The sequence below is a fragment of the Streptococcus cuniculi genome (genome assembly GCF_004570575.1).
GTDB classification, from domain to species: domain Bacteria; phylum Bacillota; class Bacilli; order Lactobacillales; family Streptococcaceae; genus Streptococcus; species Streptococcus cuniculi_A.
The window spans coordinates 187,308-208,968 of record NZ_SPPD01000002.1 but is presented as its reverse complement, the minus strand read 5'-3'; the positions used below and the strand labels follow the sequence as shown (position 1 = coordinate 208,968).

The window sequence follows — 21,661 nt, the reverse complement described above, 5'->3', positions numbered from 1 at the left end:
AACAAGTTGTGCTTGAAAGAGGAATCAAATGAAGATGTGTATACCTGAAATTTTGCAACCAATGACAGTTGATAAAAATAAGTTGGAATACCTCCGTTGGTTTTGTCATTCATAGTGTCTTTCGTTACCATTACAAGGGCTATAGGCAGGTTCTATGACAGATTACATAGTCTACAATGTCTAAAATAGATGAGAGAAAAAAATGAATGATGAGAGTGATTCTTTTTCGTAAGGGGTTGACATTCTATTTTTTTTAAAGTAAACTTAAATTAATCTAACTAGGAAAGCGATTTCCAACACGACGATGTGTTGATGATAATAGAGAGCAACGGTGCTACAAAAGATATAGGAATATTTTTTGTAGCACCGTTTTTATGCGTATGAGGAGAGGGTCATGAAGGAATTTATGTTAGCGGGTGTTTCAAGCGGTGTTGGCAAAACAACTGTGACACTCGGTATTTTAAAAGGCTTGGCGAATATGGGGTATCAAGTTCAGCCCTATAAGGTTGGGCCAGATTACATTGATACAGCTTACCATAGTCGTATTACCAAGCGGGCTTCTCGAAATTTAGATAGCTTTATGATTCCAGATAGAGAGGCTTTGGCCTGGTCCTATTATAAGTGGCATCAAGATGCGGATGTGGCAGTAGTGGAAGGAGTGATGGGGCTTTTTGACGGTCTGGGAACGGATAAAGATTGTGCTTCGTCTGCTGATATTGCCAAAAAATTGGGTATTCCTGTCATCTTGATCATTGACGGCAAAGCGACTTCGACCTCAGCTGCGGCTATGGTTCACGGTTTTTCTACCTTTGATTCTGACTTGACGATTGCAGGGGTGATTATCAATCGAGTAGCTTCTAAAAATCACTATGAGCTGATTAAGGGAGCGATTGAACGCTATACAGACGTAGAGGTGCTGGGGTATTTTCCGAAAAATACAGAAGTGGAGCTGCCTTCGCGTCATTTGGGCTTAATTCCTGATGTGGAAATGGAAAATTTGGAAAAAACCTTTGATGTTCTGGGAGGCTTGGCGCAGGAACACATCGACTTGGAGCGCCTGCTGAAAAAAGTTGAAAAGTCGGAACAAGCCGTTCACAGTCCTTTCCAAGTGAAAAATTACGCACCTTTGCGTTTAGCCTATGCCATGGATGACGCTTTTCATTTCTATTATGAAGACAATCTTGATTTCTTAACCGATTTGGGGATAACGTTAATTCCTTTTAGTCCATTAAAGGACAAGGAGTTGCCAGTAGCAGATGCCTATTACTTCGGTGGTGGTTTTCCGGAGATTTATGCTGAGGAATTGATGAACAATAGTTCGTTTCGAGCATCCGTATTACACACTCATCAAAAGGGACGACCGATTTACGCCGAATGTGGTGGTTTGATGTACCTAGGAACCTCTTTAGAAATTGATGACAAATCCTATGACATGGTGGGGATTTTTGATGGAACAAGCGTTATGACTTCGCGTTTGAAATGCTTTGGCTATTGCGAGGCAACAACGGTGATTGATAGTCTCTTCGGTCCAAAAGGGACAAAGGTTCGTGGACATGAGTTTCACCATTCGGTATTTGAGACCGAGGAAGCGACAGTGCTTGATTTAGAAAAATCCCGAGATGGAGAAGTAGTTGCAAAGTGGGAAGGCGGTTATCAAAAGGGCAGAACTTTTGCCAGCTATCTTCACGTTCATTTTTATCAGAAGGAAGAACTTCTTCATCACTGGCTAGAGTATATTTGTGAGGCAAGAAATGATGAGTCTGTTTAGTATTGTTCTTGCTGTTTGCTTAGATTGGTTGATAGGAGATCCCTATTCGTGGCCACATCCAGTAAAATGGATGGGCAATTTCATCAGCTGGTGTCTGAGAATGTTTCAAAAGAAACCGATTCAGCCCTATGTTTTTGGGGGAATGTTGTGGCTTAGTACGGTAGGTTTGTCTGTGGCTGTTGCCTATCTCTTGCTTTTGGGGGCGAGTTTGCTACATCCGATATTCTATTGGGTAATCTATACCTATCTGGCCTATGCCAGTCTGGCGACGCGGAGTTTGGCGGTTGAAGCGATCAAGGTTTATCATGCGGTGAAAACAGGGACGCTGGAGGACGCTAGGTATCAGGTTAGTATGATTGTAGGGCGAGATACCTCTCATCTTTCTCGGGAAGAAATTACCAAAGCTACGATTGAGACAGTTGCAGAAAATACTAGCGATGGCGTTATCGGTCCTCTACTGTGTCTTTTCATCGGAGGCCCTGTCCTAGCCATTGGCTATAAGGCCATCAATACCTTAGATTCTATGGTAGGCTACAAGACCGAAAAATACCGAGCTATTGGTTATTTATCAGCAAAAATAGATGATCTTGCCAACCTTATTCCTGCTCGAGTGACTTGGCTGGCTTTAATGATTGCCAGTCATATCTTACAATTAAATGCCAAAGAAGCTTGCCGTATTGGCTATCGAGACCGCTACCAGCATGCCAGCCCAAATAGTGCTTTTTCGGAAGCTGTGGTTGCAGGAAGCTTGGGTATTCAGCTGGGAGGAACTCATATCTATCATGGTGAAATCATTGAGAAACCCACAATCGGAGATGAGACAAGAGAGGCAACCGCAGATGATATACTGACAACCGTTTCCCTCCTTTACATGAGTACAACCTTTGTCTTGCTGCTTGCTATCTTACTATCTATTAGTTTAACAATTTTATAGGAGCGTTATTTATGTCATATATTCAAAATCCATCGTCTATTGAAGAGACGAGTTTCAAAATTATTCAATCTGTTATTGATGAGGAACATCCAGATTACCATTTTCAAACGGAAATGGAAGAATCCATTATTAAGCGTGCTATCCATACCTCAGGAGATTTTGACTATCTCTACAATCTTCGATTTACACATGGTGTCAATGATAAAATCATTGAGATTTTGAAAAATAAGGGAACGATTTTAGTTGATTCATCCATCTCTTTAAATGGAATCAACAAGCGTGTTTTGGATCAAATGGGCGTGCGTTATGAGTGCTTGATTAACCATGAGGAAGTCGTTCAGCTAGCGCGTGAAAAACAAATCACGCGTGCTATGGCAGCGGTCGAATATGCTGCTAAAAACATTGAAGGTCCTAAGGTCTTTGCCTTTGGCGGTGCACCGACGGCGGTTTTTCACCTTTTAGATTTGGTTGAACAGGGGCTTATCGATGAAGATGCTGTCATCGGTGTTCCTGTCGGTTTTATCAATGTTGAGGAGTGCAAAGAGGCCTTGTTAGCCTCTAAGCTACCTGCTATTGCAACGGTTGGTCGAAAGGGCGGCAGTACGATTGTAGTTGCGATTATTAATGCCATTATCTATCAAATGAAGGAAGTCATTACTGACGATTATGTCCGTTATTCGACTCCAACAACTAAAAAAGAAGGAGAAGAGTAATGTCTTATCTGAAACAAGCCCATAAAATAGAAGAAGCAAGTTTTCAAAAAATTCAAGAAATGATTGATCAAGAACATCCAGAGATTGTCTTTACAGACCCTTTTGAAGAAGCCGTTTTAAAACGAGTGGTCTTTGCAAGTGCGGATTTTGATTATCTTTATAACATCAAGTTTTCAAATGATGTGATTCAAAAGATTATCCATGTTCTGACCAATAAAGGAACGATTTTTACCGATACCACCATGGTTCTTGGTGGCTTCAATAAAAAATTGCTTGAAAAACGCGGTGTTGCTTATCGCTGTTTGGTAAACGAGCCAGAGATTTTCAAAGAAGCTAAGGAAAAGGGCATCACACGTTCAATGGCTGCGGTGGAATATGCGGCTAAGGTAGAAGGGCCGAAATTATTTGTCTTTGGAAATGCACCAACTTCTATCTTTAAAGTCTTGGATATGGTGGAAGCAGGAGAATTAAATCCTGATGCCGTCGTTGGTGTTCCTGTTGGCTTTGTTGGTGCAGCAGAATCAAAACTTCAACTCCATGAAAGTGCCTTGCCGTCAATTGCAGCTTTGGGGCGAAAAGGGGGGAGTACGATTGCTGCGGCAATTGTCAATGCCATTTTATACCAACTAGGAGATGAAACGGACGACTATCGCCGCTGTACCGCATTTGGCACCAAATAAGCGGAGAAAGGAGTGGAGCTAATGGATGAATATGTCTATGTGAATGGTAAAAAATTAAAACGTGGCTATACCACAGGGACTTGTGCAACAGCAGCTACGGTAGCAGCTGTGAGCATGATTTTAAATCAAGAAACCGAGGAAAAAGTAACAGTTTCTACAGCAAGTGGAGTAGAAGTAACCATGGTGATTCAGGATCCGTCTTTTGCGGAGCAAACGGCTTCAGCAGCAGTTGAAAAAGATGGCGGAGATGATGCTGATGCTACGCATGGTCTGCTCATTTACTCAACCGTGACCTTATTGCCAGACCAAACAAATATTGAGATTGACGGTGGGGTTGGAGTTGGACGAGTAACCGAAAAAGGCTTAGCAAATCCTGTTGGCACAGCAGCTATCAATCCAACTCCTCGTCGCATGATTGAAAAGTATGTCCGAGAGATGATTGGACCCGATTGTGGAGCGCGGGTGATTATCTCGGTTCCTGGAGGTGAAGAACGTGCGAAATCAACCTATAATTCGCGTTTGGGAATTTTGGGAGGCATTTCCATTTTAGGGACGACAGGTATTGTCAATCCGATGTCAGAAAATAGTTGGAAGGCAGCGATTACGGTGGAGTTGACCCAACTTTACAATAATGGTCATCGCTCCGTTGTGCTTGCGCCAGGAAATTATGGAGAAGATTTCACGACCAATGTCCTTGGCATTGATCCATCACGAATTGTCAATATGAGTAATTTTGTGGGTCATGTGCTAAAGGAAGTGCAGCGGATTGGTTTTACAAAGGTCCTAATGGTGGGGCACATGGGGAAATTGGTCAAGGTAGCAGCAGGAATTTTTTCTACCCATAGTAAAGATGCTGATGCTAGGATGGAGACCCTTATTTCTAATCTAGCTCTTATGGGGGCTCCGATTGAACTGTTACAAAAGGTTGATACTTGTACAACAACAGAAGCAGCTGGTGAAGCGATTAAAGAGTACGGCTATGAGGCTGTCTATCAAATCCTTGCAGATAAAATCAAGTTGCGTAGCGAGCGACTGCTCAAGTACCGCAAGCCTGAAGTGGTCATTGATGTCGTGTTATTTGGTTCAGAAGAAGGCTATTTAGCCTCTACGCAGGCAATTGAAACCATTAAGGAGGAATGGACGTGATAACAGTTATTGGAATTGGTCCTGGAGACTCAAAATACGGCATGCTGGGCCACGAAGCCTTATTTGCTAAGGCAGACTATATCTTAGGAAGTGAGCGGCATTTAGAGATTTTACCGAAAGAGTACGCCCATAAAGGCGTAGTTCCTCCTAAAAAATTAGGAGAAATGGAGGCCTTGATTCGCTCTTATGCGGATGACGCTGAAATTATTTATTTGGTATCTGGAGATCCCTTGATTTACGGTCTTGGCAAATGGATGTCTGAAACATTTCCAAATCGAGTTGAAATCTTTTCAGGGATTAGTGCCATGCAATATTTGGCCAGCCGAGTTTTCCTTCCTATGAATGACGCTTACTTGACCAGTAGTCATGCCAAGGTTCCAAATTTTGACTTGATGATGAGTTTGGAGAAGGTATTTATGGTGACAGATGCCAAGGTAGGGCCGTATCAAATTGCCCAAGAAGTAGTCAAAAGGGGCTTGAAAAAAAAGATGATTATCGGTGAAAATTTAAGTTATGACGATGAACGCATTACGATTCTTCCTGCTGAGGCGGTAGAGGATCGTGACTATCAAATGAATGTTGTGGTGGTAATGGATGAGAGATAGTGAATTTATTCGGACCAAGGTTCCGATGACCAAAGAAGAAATTCGGGCGATTAGCCTTGATAAACTCCAATTGCACCGAGCAAAACGAATGCTCGATGTGGGATCGGGAACAGGGAGTGTAACGATTCAAGCGGCGCATACCTATCCTGAGTTGGAAGTGGTTGCAGTGGAGAGAAATCCCGATGCTGTCGCATTGACCCGTGAAAATATTGTACATTTTCAGTGCGAAAATGTCACCCTACATGAAGGGTTAGCCCCGATTGAACTGGAAGGTTCGTTTGATGCTATTTTTGTCGGTGGTACAGGCGGCAATATGCAAGAAATTTTCGATTGGTGCGATAAATTATTAGAACCTGGTGGTCGTATGGTGCTGAATTTTATCTTGCTAGAAAATGCACTCGAAGCTGCCCAGATTGCAGAAGAAATGGCATGGGAAGAAGTGGAAGTTGTCTCTATCCAAGCTAGTCGCTTTACTGTTCTTGGAAAAGGTCACTACTTTAAACCACAGAATCCAACCATTATCGTCTCTTGTCAAAAAACAGAAAAAGAATAAGGAGAAATTATGTCAAAAGTACATTTTGTTGGAGCAGGTCCTGGTGATGTTGATTTGATTACGCTAAAGGGCTATAAACAGCTGTGTCAAGCTGATGTTGTTATCTATGCAGGCTCTTTGGTCAATCCAGCTTTGCTTGACTATTGTAAGGAAGGAGCAGAAATCCACGATAGTGCTAGCATGCATTTGATGGAGATTATTGATGTCATGGAAGCTGGTGTCAAGGCTGGTAAGGACGTTGTGCGCTTGCAGACTGGCGACTTTTCCATTTATGGTTCCATTCGAGAGCAGACCGAGGAAATGAAAAAGCGTGGGATTGAGTTTGATTGTACGCCTGGTGTGAGTTCCTTCTTGGGAGCGGCTTCAAGTATTGGAACAGAGTACACTGTTCCTGAGGTATCGCAAAGTGTGATTATCACACGAATGGCAGGACGCACTCCTGTTCCAGACCGTGAATCTCTCAGAAGCTATGCCCAGCACCGAACTTCTATGGCAATTTTCCTTTCCATTCAGGGAATTGAAAAAGTCGTGGAAGAATTGGTTGAAGGAGGTTATCCAGCTACCACACCTGTCGCAGTCATTTATAAAGCGACATGGCCTGAGGAGAAGAAGGTCTTTGGAACACTGGAAACCATTGCTGAGCGGGTCAATGAAGCTGGGATTACCAAAACTGCCCTCATCTTGGTAGGAGATTTCTTAGGGCAAGAATTTTATTATTCTAAACTCTACCACGAAGAGTTCGAGCATGAATTCCGCCATGGAAAGAGCAGCCATGCCAAGTGAGAAAGCACTACCGTATGCCATTGTTGCCCTAACGGAGACAGGTAAGGAAACCGCCCTTTTGTTGCAGCAAAAATTAGCCAAACCAAGTCAAGTCTATACCATGCCCAAGCTGGCAGATGAAAGGACGCTTGCTTTGGAAGGCAGTCCTGTCAGAGCCATTGCCCAGCTATTTACTCAGGTAGAGGTGTTGATTTGCATCATGGCGACAGGGATTGTAGTTCGCTCGATTGCGCCTGTGGTCGTTGATAAGGCGGCAGACCCAGCAGTCATTGTCATGGATGAGAAGGCTACTAATGTGATTAGTCTGTTAAGCGGGCATTTAGGCGGGGCAAATGAGCTGACATTGCAAATCGCAGAGATGCTCGGGGCCAATCCTGTGATTACAACAGCGACTGATGTACAAAATGTAGCCGCACTGGACACCCTAGCCAAGTCTGTCAATGGCTGGCGAGCAGAACTTCGCCCCTTGATTAAGCCATTTAATAGTTATCTTGGTCGAAAAGAACGGGTTTATTTTTACCAAGAGAAGAACTGGGTGAGTGATCTGCGTGGTTTGACGGTCATTGAGCCGGCAGATGTGGAGGAGATTTTAGAGAGTGGCGAGCCCTTTATTTTCCTTACAACACAGCCACAAATGATAGAAAGGGAAAATGTAGCCGTGATTTATCCAAAACCTTATATTTTAGGTGTAGGGGCACGCAAAAATGTGGATCCCCAAGTCTTTCGTGAAGGCTTTGCCCTCTTTTGCCAACAGGAAAAGATTGACCCTAGCGAAATTGCAAAAATTGTCAGCATTGATGTAAAAAAAGAAGAAGCAGCAATCTTAGCCTTGGCAAAAGCCTTAGACTGCCCATTTGAAACCTACACCAAGGAGGAGTTGGAAGTGGTGGCAGATCAATATCCGCAATCAGCCTTTGTCAAACAAACGGTTGGTGTCGGAAGTGTCGCTCTTGCCAGTGCAGATGTGGCAAGTGGCGGACAAGTATTGACCGAACGATTTGCCAAAGATGGCTGTACTTATGCTTTAGCCAAGGCAATTGTCAATCGATAAAAAGTAAGATAAAAAAGGAGAAACGTATGTTATATGTTATTGGATTAGGACCAGGTAAAGAAGAATTGATGTCTCGTGAAGCGCTAGATGCCATTGCAGATTGCGACATCATCGTAGGATACTCAACCTATATGCGCTTGATTCGTGATCTTGTCAAGGATAAGGAGCATGTAGCGACAGGAATGCGCCAAGAAATTGACCGCTGTCAAAAAGCGATTGATTTAGCAATTGAGACAGGTAAGAATGTCGGTGTCGTATCCAGTGGAGATGCTGGTGTCTATGGCATGGCTGGCTTGATTTTAGAATTGATTGGCGATAACTCAGACCTTGAAGTGAAGGTTGTTCCGGGCATTACTGCTAGTTTAGGAGCTGCGGCTGTCATGGGGGCGCCTTTGATGAATGACTTTTGCCATATCAGTTTGAGCGATTTGATGACGCCGATGTCTGTCATTGAAAAACGTCTCCATGCAGCTGCCCAAGGGGATTTTGTCATTTGCTTGTACAATCCAAGAAGTAAGGGACGTCCAGATCATCTGTCAAAAGCTCTTTCCATTATTTCCCAATACAAATCAGAAGATACCATTGTCGGTATTGGAAAAGATATTGGTCGCAAAAAAGAAGAATATATTCTCACAACGATTAAGGAGTTGGACGAATCTCTCGTGGATATGACGACAATTGTTATTATTGGAAATAAAGAAACCTATGTGAAAAATGGCCGTATGATTACCCCTCGAGGCTATACTCTATGATGAAACTATTACTGGGAGGGACATCAGATAGTACAGCTATCTTAGAATTACTCAATGACATGGAGATTTCTGTGACGACTTCTGTGGTGACAGATTATGGCAAGCACCTAGCTGCAAAGTTTGGTCAACCAGTCATTCAAGGGCGGTTGACAGCCGAGGATATGGTCGCCTTTATCCAAAACAATCAAGTGGATGAAATCATTGATGCGACACATCCTTTTGCAGACATTGTTTCCAAAGAAGCCATTCGAGCAGCAGAGATGGCAGGCATCTCTTATCTTCGTTTTGAACGGTCTGCGACCCTTGATTTATCAGGAAGTATCGTGGTTCACTCGACCGAAGAAGCTATTGAGGTCATTCGAGAAAAGGGCTATCAAACCATCTATCTAGGAACAGGGAGTAAAACACTTCCGCTCTTTATCCATGGTCTACCAGATCGACGGGTGGTGGCAAGGGTCTTGCCGACTTCTGAGGTCTTACTGGCCTGTGAAGCCTTGGGAATGGTGGCAGACCAGATAGACGCGATTAAGGCACCTTTTTCAAAAGAATGCAATAAGGAGCTGATTGCTCACTCAAAAGCAGATGTTTTTGTTTCTAAAGAAAGCGGCAGTGTTGGTGGTATTCGTGAAAAAATTGATGGGTGTTTGGAGTTGGGAATTGATTGCATTATCATTTCTCGCCCCTTGGTTGACTATCCAAACATGGTATCCACAGTAGAAGAATTAAGAGTTTATTTGACAGAAGAAAAATAAGGCAAAAGAAAGGAGAACCAATGACTGGTTTAGTAACATTATTAGGAGCAGGTCCGGGTGACTATGAATTGCTTACCCTAAAAGGACTTCGCAGGCTCAAAGAGGCAGATGTTCTTGTCTTTGACCGCTTGGTCAACCCACAACTTTTCCAAGCAGTGAAAGCCGACTGTGAAAAGATTGATGTTGGAAAGCAGCCTGGCATGCCTTGTGTACGTCAGGAGGAAATTGAGAATATCCTCATTAAAAAAGCGCAGGAAGGCAAGCGTGTTATACGATTGAAGAGCGGAGACCCCTATGTTTTTGGACGAGGAGGAGAAGAAGCGACAGCCTTGGTGAAGGCAGATGTTGCTTTTGAGGTGATTCCAGGAATTACCTCTGCCATTGCTGGACTGACCTACGCAGGTGTCCCAATGACCTATCGCGATGTCGCAACGAGTTTCCATGTTTTTACAGGACATCTCAAAGATGAAACAGAGGCTTTGAACTGGGAAGCAATTTCACAACTGAAAGGCACCTTGGTTTTCTTAATGGGGATGAAGAATCTCACAACCATTACGCATGAGCTAGCGACACGCAGCTTTGATAAGGACACTCCAGTGGCCATCGTAGAATGGGGAACTCATCCGCAGCAACGTTCGGTTGATGGGACTTTGGAGACGATTGTATCCTTGGTGGAAGAACATCAATTTAAGGCACCAAGTATTATCGTGGTGGGAGATGTGGTTGCGTTTCGCAAGGAATTGAATTTCCATGAACAGTTGCCTTTGTTTGGTCGAAAAATCTTGATTCAAGATTCGCCGACAGGTAAATTACCACGTTTACTCAAGGATGCTGGGGCTAGTCTTGTCACCTTCCCTGCCCGTAATCAAGTTAAGAAATTGCCACTTGGATTGCCAGATATGGAACAAGTGGACGGGATTTTAGTCGCTGATATGCAAAGCTGGCCTCTTTTTGTGGCGGCACTTCGTGACAAGGGGATGGATATTCGTCAGCTAGCCCATATCAAGATTGCGGCAATTGGCATGCATACTGCAAAAGGTTTGGAAGAATCAGGGATTTTCCTTCATCAAAAAGGAACGCAAATCTCTGATTCCCAGTTGAGTGCAGCTATGAAAGAAGAAACAGGCAATTGGTACATTTTGGCACCACAGCACAAAAAAGATGAACTTGCTAGCTATTATCATTTCCCAATTTTAGAAACACACCAAGTCGGATTTGACAGTCCTTTGCTTTCGCAAGAGTGGGCAGGAGTAGAAGCTATTTGCTTGCCAAATTCTGTTGCAGCCATGAACTTTGTTGCGTTGAGCGAAGAATCAGGGCAAGATTGGAAGGAAGTTCCTATCATCGTCATGGGTTCAAGTACGCGAGAAGTTCTTGAAAATGCTGGCTTTACAGCGATTATCGAAGCAGATGAGCCAACGATTGCTTCTATTTGTGACAAGTGCCAAGCAGTTCTAGGATAAGGAGTTGTGCTATGTCAAAAGCCATTTTAGTGGTCAGTTTTGGAACGACCTACCCTGAAACTAGAAAAAAAACGATAGAAGCTTGTGAAGAGGCGATTCAAACAGCCTTTCCTGAATTGACAGTGTATCGTGCTTTTACGTCAACTGTTGTCATTCGACGCATCAAACAACATGAAGGGCTTGAGATTCCGACAGTGGCAGAAGCTTTGGAAACTCTCTATGAAGCAGGTATTCAAGAAGTCTATATCCAACCTCTCCATATGATTTTAGGTGGAGAGTATGAAAAGATTGTTCATCAAGCTAGGGTATTTCAAGATAAATTCCACGTTCTCAAGATTGCAAAAACGCTGTTAAGCAGTGAAGCGGATTATGAGGCAGTAAGAGCTGTTTTGCTGGAAAAGTATGGGTATTTTGGCCCAGAAACAGCCACGGTCTTAATGGGACATGGAAGCCAACATTATGCTTTTACAGCCTATGCGGCCATGGATCACATGCTAAAAGGGACGCCCGTTCGCATTGGCTGTGTAGAAAGCTACCCACCTGTTTCTTTGATTGAGAAAGAATTGCAAGAAGAAGGCGTCAAAACTATTCATCTTGCTCCTTTCATGCTAGTGGCAGGAGATCATGCGACCAATGATATGACATCAGATGAAGAGGATTCATGGAATACCTACTTTAAGTCGCGCGGTTATCAGGTAGAAACACATTTAGTCGGTTTGGGAGAATATCCAGAAATTCAGGCGCTCTATATCGCGCATTTGAAATCCACTATAGAAGAGGAGTGAAAAATGGCAAAATTTTATGGAATCGGAATTGGTCCGGGAGATAGCGAATTGGTGACGGTCAAAGCCAGCCGTCTCCTTAATGATTTGGACATCATCTATACACCGGAAGCGAAAAAACGTACGAAAAGTTTAGCCCTGTCCATTGCAGAAACGTATCTCAACGAACATTTGGAGATTAAGCAACGTCATTTTCCAATGATTGCCTCTCTAGAAGAGAAAAAAGAGCAGTGGGAAGCCATTTCAAAAGAAATCGTCGAAGACGTTAAAGCTGGTAAAAATGTTGGATTTATCACGCTAGGAGATCCAATGGTTTATAGCACCTATAGCTATTTATTGGATATTTTAAAAGACGAGATTGAGACCCAAACGATTCCGGGGATCACCTCCTTTACCTGCATGGCTTCTGAGCTTGGTCAGCCTCTCACCATGGACGAAGAGTCCTTTGCGGTAGTTCCTGCTACAACAGATGTAGAAACCATGGATGCTGCACTTTCCCTTCATGATACCGTGGTCTTGATGAAGGTAGCCAACCACTTAGATGTCGTTTTGCCCTTGCTTGAAAAGCACCAATTAGTCAACAATACGTTCTTAGTCAGTCATGCTTCTTCTGATAAGCAAATCATCATGCGAGGAGTTGCAGACCTTGATGTTGAAAGCAAACTCAGCTATTTTACAACCATGATTGTCAAGAAAAATCTGTTGTAAACTAGCCTAGCGCTATCTACGAATGGAGAATTCTATGAAAAACTATAATAAAAAGTTAGCCATTGTGCTATTTATTGTCTTGTATTTCTTGTGTCCTCGGCCAGTTGAGGCTATGCACATTATGGAAGGGTATTTGCCACCAGTGTGGTGTTTGGTATGGTTTGCTCTCTTTTTGCCTTTCTTTGTTGTGGGAGTCTTAAATATTAAGAAAATCGTAGCAAAGAATCCAAATTCTAAAACCATGCTTGCTCTTTCAGGTGCCTTTATCTTTATTCTATCAGCCTTGAAAATTCCTTCTGTGACAGGCTCTAGCTCTCATCCGACGGGTGTTGGGATTGGGACAGCTATGTTTGGGCCTTCTGTGGTCAGTGTTTTGGGAATGATTTGCCTACTCTTTCAAGCCTTATTGCTTGCGCATGGTGGGTTGACAACGCTTGGGGCGAACGCCTTTTCAATGGCTGTTGTGGGTCCTTTTGTCGGTTATTTTATCTATAAATTAGCATTGTCCATGAAGGTATCTCGTCGTGTTGCCCTTTTCCTTTGTGCAGTAGTGGCAGACCTTGCGACGTATGCGACAACTTCTATCCAGCTGGGGCTTGTATTTCCAGATCCAACAGCAGGGTTTGTCGGTTCTGCCTTGAAATTCATGGGTGTCTTTTTAACCACACAGGTACCGATTGCCATTGTAGAGGGCTTGCTCACAGTGATTCTTTATAACCTCATCTCTGATACGATTAAAGAAAAGGAAGGACTATTCGCATGAAATCTCATAAAAATTTATTCTTGCTTTTAGCAGCAGTTGCCGTTATTTTATCTGCCTTCTTTTTCGCTCCAAAAGGTGTAGAATATAGTGGCACCGATGACGCAGCAGAGACAGCTATTACCTCCATTCAAGAGGATTACGAGCCATGGTTTTCACCCATCTTTGAACCAGCAGGGGCAGAAGTAGAAAGTCTCTTGTTTACCCTTCAAGGAAGTATCGGAGCCGGAATCATTTTTTACGTCATTGGATACAATAGAGGAAAGAAAGACTTGAACAAATCAGCTTAATCAAGTCTCGTTGATATAGGTTGGGAGGTCAATAAAGATGTTTGTAATTGATAAATATGCCTACCAAAATCGGTGGAGAGGTGTAAAAGCAGACTACAAATTTCTCTTTTACGTCTTTCTACTCATCATTAGCTTTTCTGGGATCGTTCCTTTGCAGTTGGGTCTGCTGATGACGGTTGTCCTTCTGACTTGCTATGTAGCACGGATGTCTATCTCCGCTTATCTCAAGTGGCACCTCCATGCGATCATCTTTATCTTTATCAGTTTATTGACCTTCGTTGTAACCTATCATGCAGATAAGGGCTCTTTTCTCATCGCCCTACCCTTTTTTAAAGGCTACTTAGGAATCAATGGTCAAAGTTTGCAGCAGGCTGGTTTTATTGTACTGCGCATCTATTGTTCGTTAGTGGCTACTTACTTTTTTGCACTTACCGTACCATTTACTCAAATGGTTCAACTGTTTAAGAAAATCCATGTTCCTCTATTTCTCTTAGAAATCGTTGTACTCATGTATCGTTTTATTTTTCTAGTCCTGTATGAATTTCTAACTATCCGCGATACCTTGGATTTAAAGTTTGCTTTTTACAAAAAACGGAAGAATTACAAGGCTTTGGGCATGTTAGCTCATACCTTATTTACCAAGTTATTAGATGATAATGAGCGCTTGAACGAAGTCTTAACCCTTAAATTTGACGGTTATCAGAGAGAATGAGACAAGAGGAGAAGAAGATGTTACAGTTAAGAGAGATTTCCTTTTCATACGACCGCAAATGTCCTACACTAGAGCACATTTCTATGGACTTTCAAGAAGGACGGATTACCGGGATTTTAGGAGCGAATGGTTCTGGCAAATCCACAACCATGAAGATTATCACTGGTCTTTTAATGCCGCAAGAAGGGCAGGTTCTCTATCAAGGTGAGGCTGTATCCATGACCAAAAAGGCTTTGTTTCAGTACCGTCAGGATGTGAATATGGTCTTTCAAAATCCCGAACAGCAGCTGTTTTATACCATTGTCAAGGACGATATTGGTCTGGCTTTGGAAAATTTGGCATACAGCCCTAACGAGATTAACGAGCGTGTGTCAAGGGCTTTAGAGATGATGGACATCACTCATCTAGCAGATAAGCCTATCCAATATCTCAGCTATGGTCAGAAAAAACGTGTAGCGATTGCAGGGATGTTAGCTTTGCAGCCCAAATACCTACTCTTGGATGAGCCAACGGCTGGACTTGATCCAAAAGGACGTAGAAAAATGGCAGACTCCATGAAAAAATTAGTCGCTGCGGGGACAAATATCATTTTGACCAGTCACGACATGGACTTGATGTATGATTGCTGTGATTATTCTTACTTGCTGCACAAGGGGAAAGTGCTAGCAGAAGGGGATAAATTTCAGCTCTTTCAAAAAGTGGATTTGTTGGAAAAAGCTGGTTTAGAAGCTCCGTGGATTGTCAAGCTACATCAAGCGATAAAAGCGCCTCTTGCGCTCAATGAAATGGATTTTTTTAAACAATTATTGAAAGGGGATGTAAAATGGTAAAATCAATTATGGTGCAAGGTACTGCCTCAGATGCTGGAAAGAGCATTATTGTTGCTGGTCTTTGCCGAATTTTTAAACAAGATGGCTTAAAAGTTGTCCCGTTTAAATCACAAAATATGGCCCTCAACTCCTTCATCACTAAAAAAGGCGACGAAATGGGGCGGGCTCAGGTCGTGCAGGCAGAAGCTGCAGGTGTTGACCCTGATGTACGGATGAATCCTGTACTGCTCAAACCGACTTCTGACAGAAAATCACAGGTCGTCTTTATGGGCAATGTCCTTCGTGATATGGATGCTGTTGAGTACCACGAATTTAAGCAGCAATTGCTTCCGAAAATCAAGGAAGTGTATGAAGAATTAGGCTCTGAAAATGACCTTATCGTCCTAGAAGGAGCTGGAAGCCCCGCAGAAATCAATCTGAATAGTCATGATATTGTCAATATGGGCATGGCTAAGCTCGTTGATGCACCAGTCATCTTGGTGGCGGATATTGACAAGGGAGGGGTTTTTGCCTCTATTTATGGCACTATTGAGCTGATGCCCAAGGAAGATCGGGCTCGTGTCAAAGGTGTTGTCATCAATAAATTCCGTGGCGACGTCGCCTTGTTGCAGTCGGGGATTGATATGATTGAGGAATTAACCCACATTCCAGTTCTTGGAGTGGTTCCCTATGCAAGTCTTGATATTGATAGCGAAGATAGTGTTGCTTTGGTGCAAAAGAGCCGTCGATTCGATACCCAAAAAGACTTGGATGTGGCCATTATCGGTCTCAAGCGGATGTCGAATTTCACGGATTTTCATAGTTTAGAAATCCAGCCAGATGTATCGGTTCGCTATGTCATGCCAGGAGATGCGATTGGTTTGCCCGATTTGTTGATTTTACCAGGCAGTAAAAATACCATTGAAGATATGGATTATTTGCGGGAATCTGGCTTGGAGCGAGAAATCCTCCACTGCCTCGAGCAAGGGGTGCATATTTTTGGCATTTGTGGTGGCTATCAGCTATTGGGCAAGAAACTGTCTGACCCCTTGCATGTGGAATCAAGCATTGAAGAAATCGCAGGTCTGGGGCTATTGGACGCAGAGACGACCTTTAAAGCTGCCAAACGGACAACCCAAGTCAGAGCGAACCATGCAGGTCATGAGTTAGAAGGCTACGAGATTCACATGGGTGAAACAACCATCGCAGAAGGAGTACAGCCATTTTCAACGATTACCCTTCAAAATGGGGAAAAAACTGAGCGAATAGACGGTGCGATAGGGCATGACGGCCAAGTACAGGGAACTTATTTGCACGGTGTCTTTGATAATCTCGACTGGACAAGACAGTACTTAAACAGCATTCGAGAAGCCAAGGGCTTAGAACCCATCCATGATAAAGTCGTGACCCTGCAAGAATTTAAGGATAGAGAATACGATAAATTAGCGGATATTTTGCGTGAATCCTTGGATATGGACGCTATTTACCGCATTGTCAATAAAGAAGAGTAGAATATGAAGATTTATACAAAATACGGAGATACTGGTTTCACGCGTTTATATGGTGGAGATAGAGTGTCTAAAACCCATATTCGTGTGGAAGCCTATGGAACGATGGATGAGGTTTGCTCGCTGTTGGGACGAATTGTTTCAGAAATGACAGAGTTTGACCAATTAGATGATTTAAGGGTAGAATGTGAAGAAATCCAGCAGCAGCTCTTTGATTGCGGAAGTGATTTAGCAACGCCTCGTGAATTGCGTCCTTACAAGCAAGCTGAAAAAGATGTGGCATGGCTGGAAGAAAAATTGGATGCCTACATGCACATTCCTCCTAAATTAGAATATTTTATCATTCCAGGCGGGCATAAGATTGCCAGTTCCTTTCACATGGCGCGAACCATGACCAGACGTTTAGAGAGAAAAATGGTAGCTGTGATTGAAGCAGAAGAAGCCGTTAATCCTGTTGGTCTCAAGTACATCAACCGCTTATCAGATTACTTTTTCGTGCTCGCTCGGCTCGTCAATGATCGACTTGGTGTAGCCGATACAGTCTATAAGCGCAGTGCTAAAATTTTTCGGAGTAAAAAGTAGGAGAAGCCTATGTATCCAGTCATGATTAACATTTACGAAAAGCCAGTTGTGGTCGTTGGAGGTGGCCTTGTGGCGTCCAGAAAGATTAAGACCTTGCTTGCAGCAGGCGCTTGGGTAACAGTTGTTAGTCCAAGGTTGCATGAAGCGATTGACCCAACTAGGATTCATTGGGTGAAGCGTCCTTACCAGACAGGAGACTTGACAGATGCTAAGCTTGTCTTTGCCTGTACAGATAAGGATGATGTCAATCGACAAGTCATGGAAGAAGCTCATCCGAGCCAGCTAGTCAACAATACTGGTGATAAGCATTTTTCAGATTTTTACAATGTCGCTATTGCACGCGCCAAAGATTTTTCTGTGATGATTTCGACCAATGGTCTATCTCCTGCCCGGTCTAAAGAAATTCGTAAAAAATTAGAAACGATCTTAGAAGAATTGTAATCCTAAGAAAGAGGATAGTTGTATGTATTTATTGTATGTGGGGTTGACACATAAGGAGACCCCTCTGTCTGTGCTCGAAAAGTTGCATTTTTCAGATGAGCATATAGAAGAGTCCTTAAAGCGGCTTTATAGAGAAAAAAGTATCTTGGAAGATGTCATAGTCTCGACTTGCAATCGGACAGAACTTTATTTGGTCGTCGATCAATTGCATACGGGACGTTATTACGCCAAGCACTTTTTAGCGGATTGCTTTGGAGTAGCAGCTGAGGAAATTGAGCCCTATCTGGTCTTTAAAGAAGCCGAGGAAGTCTTGCGCCATTTGTTGCGAGTGTCAATTGGGTTGGAATCTAAAATCTTAGGGGAAACACAGATATTAGGCCAGCTCAAAACAGCCTTTCAAACGGCAAAAGAAGCAGGGACGACAGGAATTATTCTCAATGAAGTATCACGGCAGGTGCTAACCTTTGCAAAACGCATGCATGAGGAGTATCGTATCAATGCTCGTCCTATTTCCATTAGTTTAACAGCCATGCAACAGCTTGACTTGCTTGATTTTGACTATGAACATAAGAGCATTGCCATTATCGGCTTGGGAGAAATTGGACAGTTGGTCACTAAATACGCCCTGCAAAAGCCTTTCTCTTCTATTTTACTTGTCAATCGGACAGTGGAGAAAGCGCAGCCTTTTTTAGGAGATGAGCGGGTTTCTGCTCATGCTTGGGAGCAGCTCGTTGACGTTGCTGGGCAAGCGGATGTAATCTTTTCAGCAGTCAAAACAGGAGAGTATATCCTATTTCCATCCATGTTGAAAAAAGAGGCTATCGCCTTTGACCTCTGTCTGCCACGAACCATTCATCCAAGCCCTGATTTGCAACTGTATACGATTGAAAATTTGACCAATCAATTGGAGATTTACCGAGCAGAGCGAGAAGAGATTGCCGAAAAAATTGCAGCAGAAGTGGATGTAGAACTGTTTAAATTCGACGAATGGAAGAAACAACTAGGGATTGTGCCCTTGATTCGTGAGTTGAGAGAGCGTTCTTTAGAAGCTCAAGCTAGCTCTCTTAAAAGCTTGAAGAGAAAACTCCCCAATATGACTGCTCGGGAAGAAAAACAAATCTCCAAGCACATGAAGAGTGTTGTCAATCAGATTTTAAAAGAGCCGATTTTGCAGCTCAAAGAAATGTCTATTGGGGAGAATTCCCACTACGATATTGCCTTGATTTGTAAGATTTTTGGCTTAGAGCAGGGAAAGGAAGGATTGGAAAATGACCACAATTAAAGTTGGAACGAGAAAAAGTAAGCTGGCTCAGACCCAGACCAAGCAAACCCTTGCTCTCCTGCAAGAAAAGCATCCAGAAGTCGTGTTTGAATTGGTTCCCTACCAGACCAAGGGAGACCGTTTGAATACCATTAGTTTACAAGAAATTGGTGGTAAAGGTGTCTTTGTCAAGGAAATTGAGCGAGCTCTACTTGAACAGGAAATTGACATTGCCATTCATAGTTTAAAAGACATGCCAGCTCTCTTAGTTGAAGGGTGCCAGCTTGGGGCTATTCCTGCTAGAGAGGATGTGCGAGACTGCTTGATTTTTCACCAAGTTGGGCAAAGCTTAGCTACCTTGCCCAAAGGTGCTCGTGTCGGAACCAGTAGTCTGCGCCGTAAGGTTCAGCTCTTAAAAATTCGTCCGGATTTAACCATTTGCGAACTGCGTGGCAATATTGATACACGCATTGAAAAGGTACAAGAGGGGGAATACGATGCGATTGTACTTGCCATGGCAGGTTTGTCGCGTATGGGCTGGCTCGATCATCCAGAATTAAGCATTGAGCCACTAGGACTTGAAGCCTGTTTACCTGCCATTTCTCAAGGGGCTTTGGCCATTGAATGCCGCAAGGGCGATGATCAAATTCTTGACATTTTACAGAGTATTCAGGATGAGGAGACGGCTGCTTGCGTGACCATTGAGCGTGAGGTGCTTGCTTTGATGAATGCGGACTGTACCTTTCCTATTGGAGCCTATGCTCAGAAGCATCTAGCAGGTTATCAGCTAGACGTTATGCTAGCGACAAAAGAGGGAGAGTGTCTCTATGCTCGTGTAGAAGGCTCTAAACCTGAAGGATTAGCCAAAAGAGCGGTTGAAACCTTGGCAGCTCAAGGTGCTTGGGGGATTTCATGACAAAAACAGTGATTTTTACCCGAGAACATCCGCTAGATTCTCGGCTACAATCTCAGTTAGAAGAAGCTGGTTTCAAGGTTCATCACCTGCCTCTCATTCAGTGTCAGGCAAATCCTATGCCCAAAGAGGTTTTAGATAAACTTTCGCAGATGGATTGGGTCTTTTTCACCAGTGCTGTCGCGGCAGAATGTTTAGCACCTTATCTGAAAGAACCCTTGCCTAGGGTAGCGACCATTGGTCATCAAACCAGTAAAGCAGTCATGGAGTTGGGCTATCCTGTGGCTTTTGAATCTAAATATCAGTATGCAAAAGACTTTGCAGCTGAATGGTTGGCCCTTAATCAGCCAAAGCAAAAGATTTTATTGCCACAAAGCAGCTTGTCAAATCCTATTCTAGCTGAAATGTTACGAGAAGGAGGGCAGGAGGTACTAGCTTGGGCGCTCTACGATACGCAGCACCACAAAGACGGACAAGAGAAACTATCCGCATATTTGACAGAACAAGAGGTCCTTTGGACCTTTGCCAGTCCGTCAGCGTGGCAGAGTTTTCATGAAATCTGTCAGATTTTGCCTGAAGCTCATGAAATCGCAGTTATTGGAACCAGTACCCAACAGGCAGTCGAAATGTCAGGCTCTACTGTGAGCCTCATGCCAGAAACACCGTCCATTGAAAAGATGGTGCAAACGATTATAGAAGAGAAAGGAAAAAAATATGACATCGTTTACTAGACATCGGAGATTGAGAAGGACAGCCGCTATGCGGGATATGGTTCGGGAAACACAACTTTCTGTCCATGACGTCATTCAGCCCTTATTTGTCAAGGAAGGTTTGAAAAGCAAGCAAGAAGTGGCGTCCATGCCAGGTGTTTTTCAATTTTCCTTGACAGATCTATTGCAAGAAGTAGCAAGCAGTGTCGATTTAGGTATCAAAGCCTTTATCATCTTTGGGATTCCTGCTCATAAAGATGCCATTGGCTCCCAAGCTTCTGCAGAAGATGGCATTGTCCAACAAGCCATCCGCTTGATTAAACAGAACTACCCAGATGTCCTCATCATCGCAGACACTTGTCTGTGCGAATTTACCAGCCATGGTCATTGTGGCGTGTTAGACGGCGAACATGTCTTAAACGACGCTTCCTTGGAGCGATTGGTGGAAGTGGCGGTGAGCCAAGCACGTGCAGGGGCAGATATTATTGCTCCGTCTAATGCCATGGATGGCTATGTGTATGCTATTCGTCAAGGTCTTGACAAAGCGGGATTTGAGGACATCGCCATTATGGCTTATGCGATTAAATTTGCTTCAAGCTTTTATGGACCGTTTCGAGATGCGGGCGAAAGCGCTCCAGCTTTTGGAGATCGCAAGACCTACCAGATGGATCCTGCCAATCGCTTAGAAGCCCTTAGAGAAGCCCAGAGTGACGAAGCAGAGGGGGCAGACTTCCTCATGGTCAAACCTGCCTTAGCTTTCTTAGATATTCTGCGTGATGTGAGGCAGCAAAGCAACCTACCTTTAGTTGCCTATAATGTCAGTGGTGAATATGCCATGATTAAGGCAGCAGCCCAAAACGGCTGGATTGATGAAGAAAAAGTGATGGTAGAAACCCTTCTTGGCATGAAACGTGCAGGAGCTGACATCATTATCACCTATTTTGCCAAGGATTTAGCTCTCTATTTATCAAAGAAAGGAGTTTAG

At 43.4% G+C, this 21,661-nt stretch carries 25 protein-coding genes; all 25 read left to right on the top strand.

Annotated elements, in window-relative coordinates; all coding sequences use genetic code 11:
• The first annotated feature begins 394 nt into the window (after positions 1–394).
• The 25 genes from E4T82_RS02705 to hemB are packed head-to-tail and all read left to right on the top strand — an operon-like array spanning position 395 to position 21,661.
• On the top strand, positions 395–1,768 hold the full coding sequence (locus tag E4T82_RS02705; RefSeq protein ID WP_135181355.1) for a cobyrinate a,c-diamide synthase: 1,374 nt from the start codon (positions 395–397) through the stop codon (positions 1,766–1,768).
• Positions 1,755–2,702: an adenosylcobinamide-phosphate synthase CbiB gene (gene cbiB, locus E4T82_RS02700; protein WP_135181381.1), complete on the top strand. Its 948-nt coding sequence runs from the start codon at positions 1,755–1,757 to the stop codon at positions 2,700–2,702. The genes E4T82_RS02705 and cbiB overlap by 14 nt, the downstream gene beginning before the upstream one ends.
• A gap of 11 nt (positions 2,703–2,713) precedes the next feature.
• Positions 2,714–3,415 (top strand): cobalt-precorrin-8 methylmutase, encoded by a 702-nt coding sequence (locus E4T82_RS02695; protein WP_135181354.1) that lies wholly within the window; start codon positions 2,714–2,716, stop codon positions 3,413–3,415.
• Positions 3,415–4,095 (top strand): cobalt-precorrin-8 methylmutase, encoded by a 681-nt coding sequence (locus E4T82_RS02690; protein WP_135181353.1) that lies wholly within the window; start codon positions 3,415–3,417, stop codon positions 4,093–4,095. Before E4T82_RS02695 ends, E4T82_RS02690 begins: the two co-directional genes overlap by 1 nt.
• Positions 4,096–4,116: 21 nt before the next feature.
• Positions 4,117–5,241 (top strand): cobalt-precorrin-5B (C(1))-methyltransferase CbiD, encoded by a 1,125-nt coding sequence (gene cbiD, locus E4T82_RS02685; RefSeq protein WP_135181352.1) that lies wholly within the window; start codon positions 4,117–4,119, stop codon positions 5,239–5,241.
• A complete protein-coding gene (locus E4T82_RS02680) occupies positions 5,232–5,846 on the top strand; it encodes a cobalt-precorrin-7 (C(5))-methyltransferase (RefSeq protein ID WP_135181351.1) in 615 nt (204 codons plus the stop codon). Before cbiD ends, E4T82_RS02680 begins: the two co-directional genes overlap by 10 nt.
• Positions 5,836–6,399, top strand: a complete 564-nt coding sequence (locus E4T82_RS02675) for a decarboxylating cobalt-precorrin-6B (C(15))-methyltransferase (RefSeq protein ID WP_135181350.1) — start codon at positions 5,836–5,838, stop codon at positions 6,397–6,399. The genes E4T82_RS02680 and E4T82_RS02675 overlap by 11 nt, the downstream gene beginning before the upstream one ends.
• Before the next feature lie 9 nt (positions 6,400–6,408).
• Positions 6,409–7,182 (top strand): cobalt-precorrin-4 methyltransferase, encoded by a 774-nt coding sequence (locus E4T82_RS02670; protein ID WP_135181349.1) that lies wholly within the window; start codon positions 6,409–6,411, stop codon positions 7,180–7,182.
• The gene (locus E4T82_RS02665; protein WP_135181380.1) at positions 7,172–8,233 is read left to right on the top strand and encodes a cobalt-precorrin 5A hydrolase; all 1,062 of its coding nucleotides are present in this window, start codon (positions 7,172–7,174) and stop codon (positions 8,231–8,233) included. Before E4T82_RS02670 ends, E4T82_RS02665 begins: the two co-directional genes overlap by 11 nt.
• 26 nt (positions 8,234–8,259) lie before the next feature.
• Complete coding sequence (gene cobJ / locus E4T82_RS02660) at positions 8,260–8,985, top strand: precorrin-3B C(17)-methyltransferase (protein WP_135181348.1); 726 nt, start codon at positions 8,260–8,262, stop codon at positions 8,983–8,985.
• Positions 8,982–9,737, top strand: a complete 756-nt coding sequence (gene cobK, locus E4T82_RS02655; RefSeq protein WP_135181347.1) for a precorrin-6A reductase — start codon at positions 8,982–8,984, stop codon at positions 9,735–9,737. The genes cobJ and cobK overlap by 4 nt, the downstream gene beginning before the upstream one ends.
• A gap of 20 nt (positions 9,738–9,757) precedes the next feature.
• Positions 9,758–11,200 (top strand): uroporphyrinogen-III C-methyltransferase, encoded by a 1,443-nt coding sequence (gene cobA, locus E4T82_RS02650; RefSeq protein WP_135181346.1) that lies wholly within the window; start codon positions 9,758–9,760, stop codon positions 11,198–11,200.
• A gap of 11 nt (positions 11,201–11,211) precedes the next feature.
• On the top strand, positions 11,212–11,985 hold the full coding sequence (locus tag E4T82_RS02645; protein WP_135181345.1) for a sirohydrochlorin cobaltochelatase: 774 nt from the start codon (positions 11,212–11,214) through the stop codon (positions 11,983–11,985).
• 3 nt (positions 11,986–11,988) lie between these two features.
• Positions 11,989–12,690 (top strand): cobalt-factor II C(20)-methyltransferase, encoded by a 702-nt coding sequence (locus E4T82_RS02640; RefSeq protein ID WP_135181344.1) that lies wholly within the window; start codon positions 11,989–11,991, stop codon positions 12,688–12,690.
• A gap of 34 nt (positions 12,691–12,724) precedes the next feature.
• The gene (locus E4T82_RS02635; protein WP_135181343.1) at positions 12,725–13,453 is read left to right on the top strand and encodes an energy-coupling factor ABC transporter permease; all 729 of its coding nucleotides are present in this window, start codon (positions 12,725–12,727) and stop codon (positions 13,451–13,453) included.
• Complete coding sequence (locus tag E4T82_RS02630) at positions 13,450–13,740, top strand: energy-coupling factor ABC transporter substrate-binding protein (RefSeq protein ID WP_135181342.1); 291 nt, start codon at positions 13,450–13,452, stop codon at positions 13,738–13,740. Before E4T82_RS02635 ends, E4T82_RS02630 begins: the two co-directional genes overlap by 4 nt.
• A gap of 37 nt (positions 13,741–13,777) precedes the next feature.
• Positions 13,778–14,452, top strand: coding sequence for a CbiQ family ECF transporter T component (locus E4T82_RS02625; protein WP_135181341.1), 675 nt, complete (start codon positions 13,778–13,780; stop codon positions 14,450–14,452).
• A 17-nt stretch (positions 14,453–14,469) separates the two neighbouring features.
• A complete protein-coding gene (locus tag E4T82_RS02620) occupies positions 14,470–15,282 on the top strand; it encodes an energy-coupling factor ABC transporter ATP-binding protein (protein WP_135181340.1) in 813 nt (270 codons plus the stop codon).
• Positions 15,276–16,772: a cobyric acid synthase gene (locus tag E4T82_RS02615; RefSeq protein WP_135181339.1), complete on the top strand. Its 1,497-nt coding sequence runs from the start codon at positions 15,276–15,278 to the stop codon at positions 16,770–16,772. The genes E4T82_RS02620 and E4T82_RS02615 overlap by 7 nt, the downstream gene beginning before the upstream one ends.
• A 3-nt stretch (positions 16,773–16,775) precedes the next feature.
• The gene (locus tag E4T82_RS02610) at positions 16,776–17,351 is read left to right on the top strand and encodes a cob(I)yrinic acid a,c-diamide adenosyltransferase (RefSeq protein ID WP_135181338.1); all 576 of its coding nucleotides are present in this window, start codon (positions 16,776–16,778) and stop codon (positions 17,349–17,351) included.
• A gap of 9 nt (positions 17,352–17,360) precedes the next feature.
• The gene (locus E4T82_RS02605; protein ID WP_135181337.1) at positions 17,361–17,792 is read left to right on the top strand and encodes a precorrin-2 dehydrogenase/sirohydrochlorin ferrochelatase family protein; all 432 of its coding nucleotides are present in this window, start codon (positions 17,361–17,363) and stop codon (positions 17,790–17,792) included.
• A 22-nt stretch (positions 17,793–17,814) separates the two neighbouring features.
• Entirely contained in the window at positions 17,815–19,074 is a 1,260-nt protein-coding gene (gene hemA / locus E4T82_RS02600) for a glutamyl-tRNA reductase (RefSeq protein ID WP_135181336.1), read from the top strand.
• The gene (hemC, locus tag E4T82_RS02595) at positions 19,061–19,969 is read left to right on the top strand and encodes a hydroxymethylbilane synthase (protein ID WP_135181335.1); all 909 of its coding nucleotides are present in this window, start codon (positions 19,061–19,063) and stop codon (positions 19,967–19,969) included. Before hemA ends, hemC begins: the two co-directional genes overlap by 14 nt.
• A complete protein-coding gene (locus tag E4T82_RS02590; RefSeq protein ID WP_135181334.1) occupies positions 19,966–20,697 on the top strand; it encodes a uroporphyrinogen-III synthase in 732 nt (243 codons plus the stop codon). The genes hemC and E4T82_RS02590 overlap by 4 nt, the downstream gene beginning before the upstream one ends.
• Positions 20,681–21,661, top strand: a complete 981-nt coding sequence (hemB, locus tag E4T82_RS02585; RefSeq protein ID WP_135181333.1) for a porphobilinogen synthase — start codon at positions 20,681–20,683, stop codon at positions 21,659–21,661. The genes E4T82_RS02590 and hemB overlap by 17 nt, the downstream gene beginning before the upstream one ends.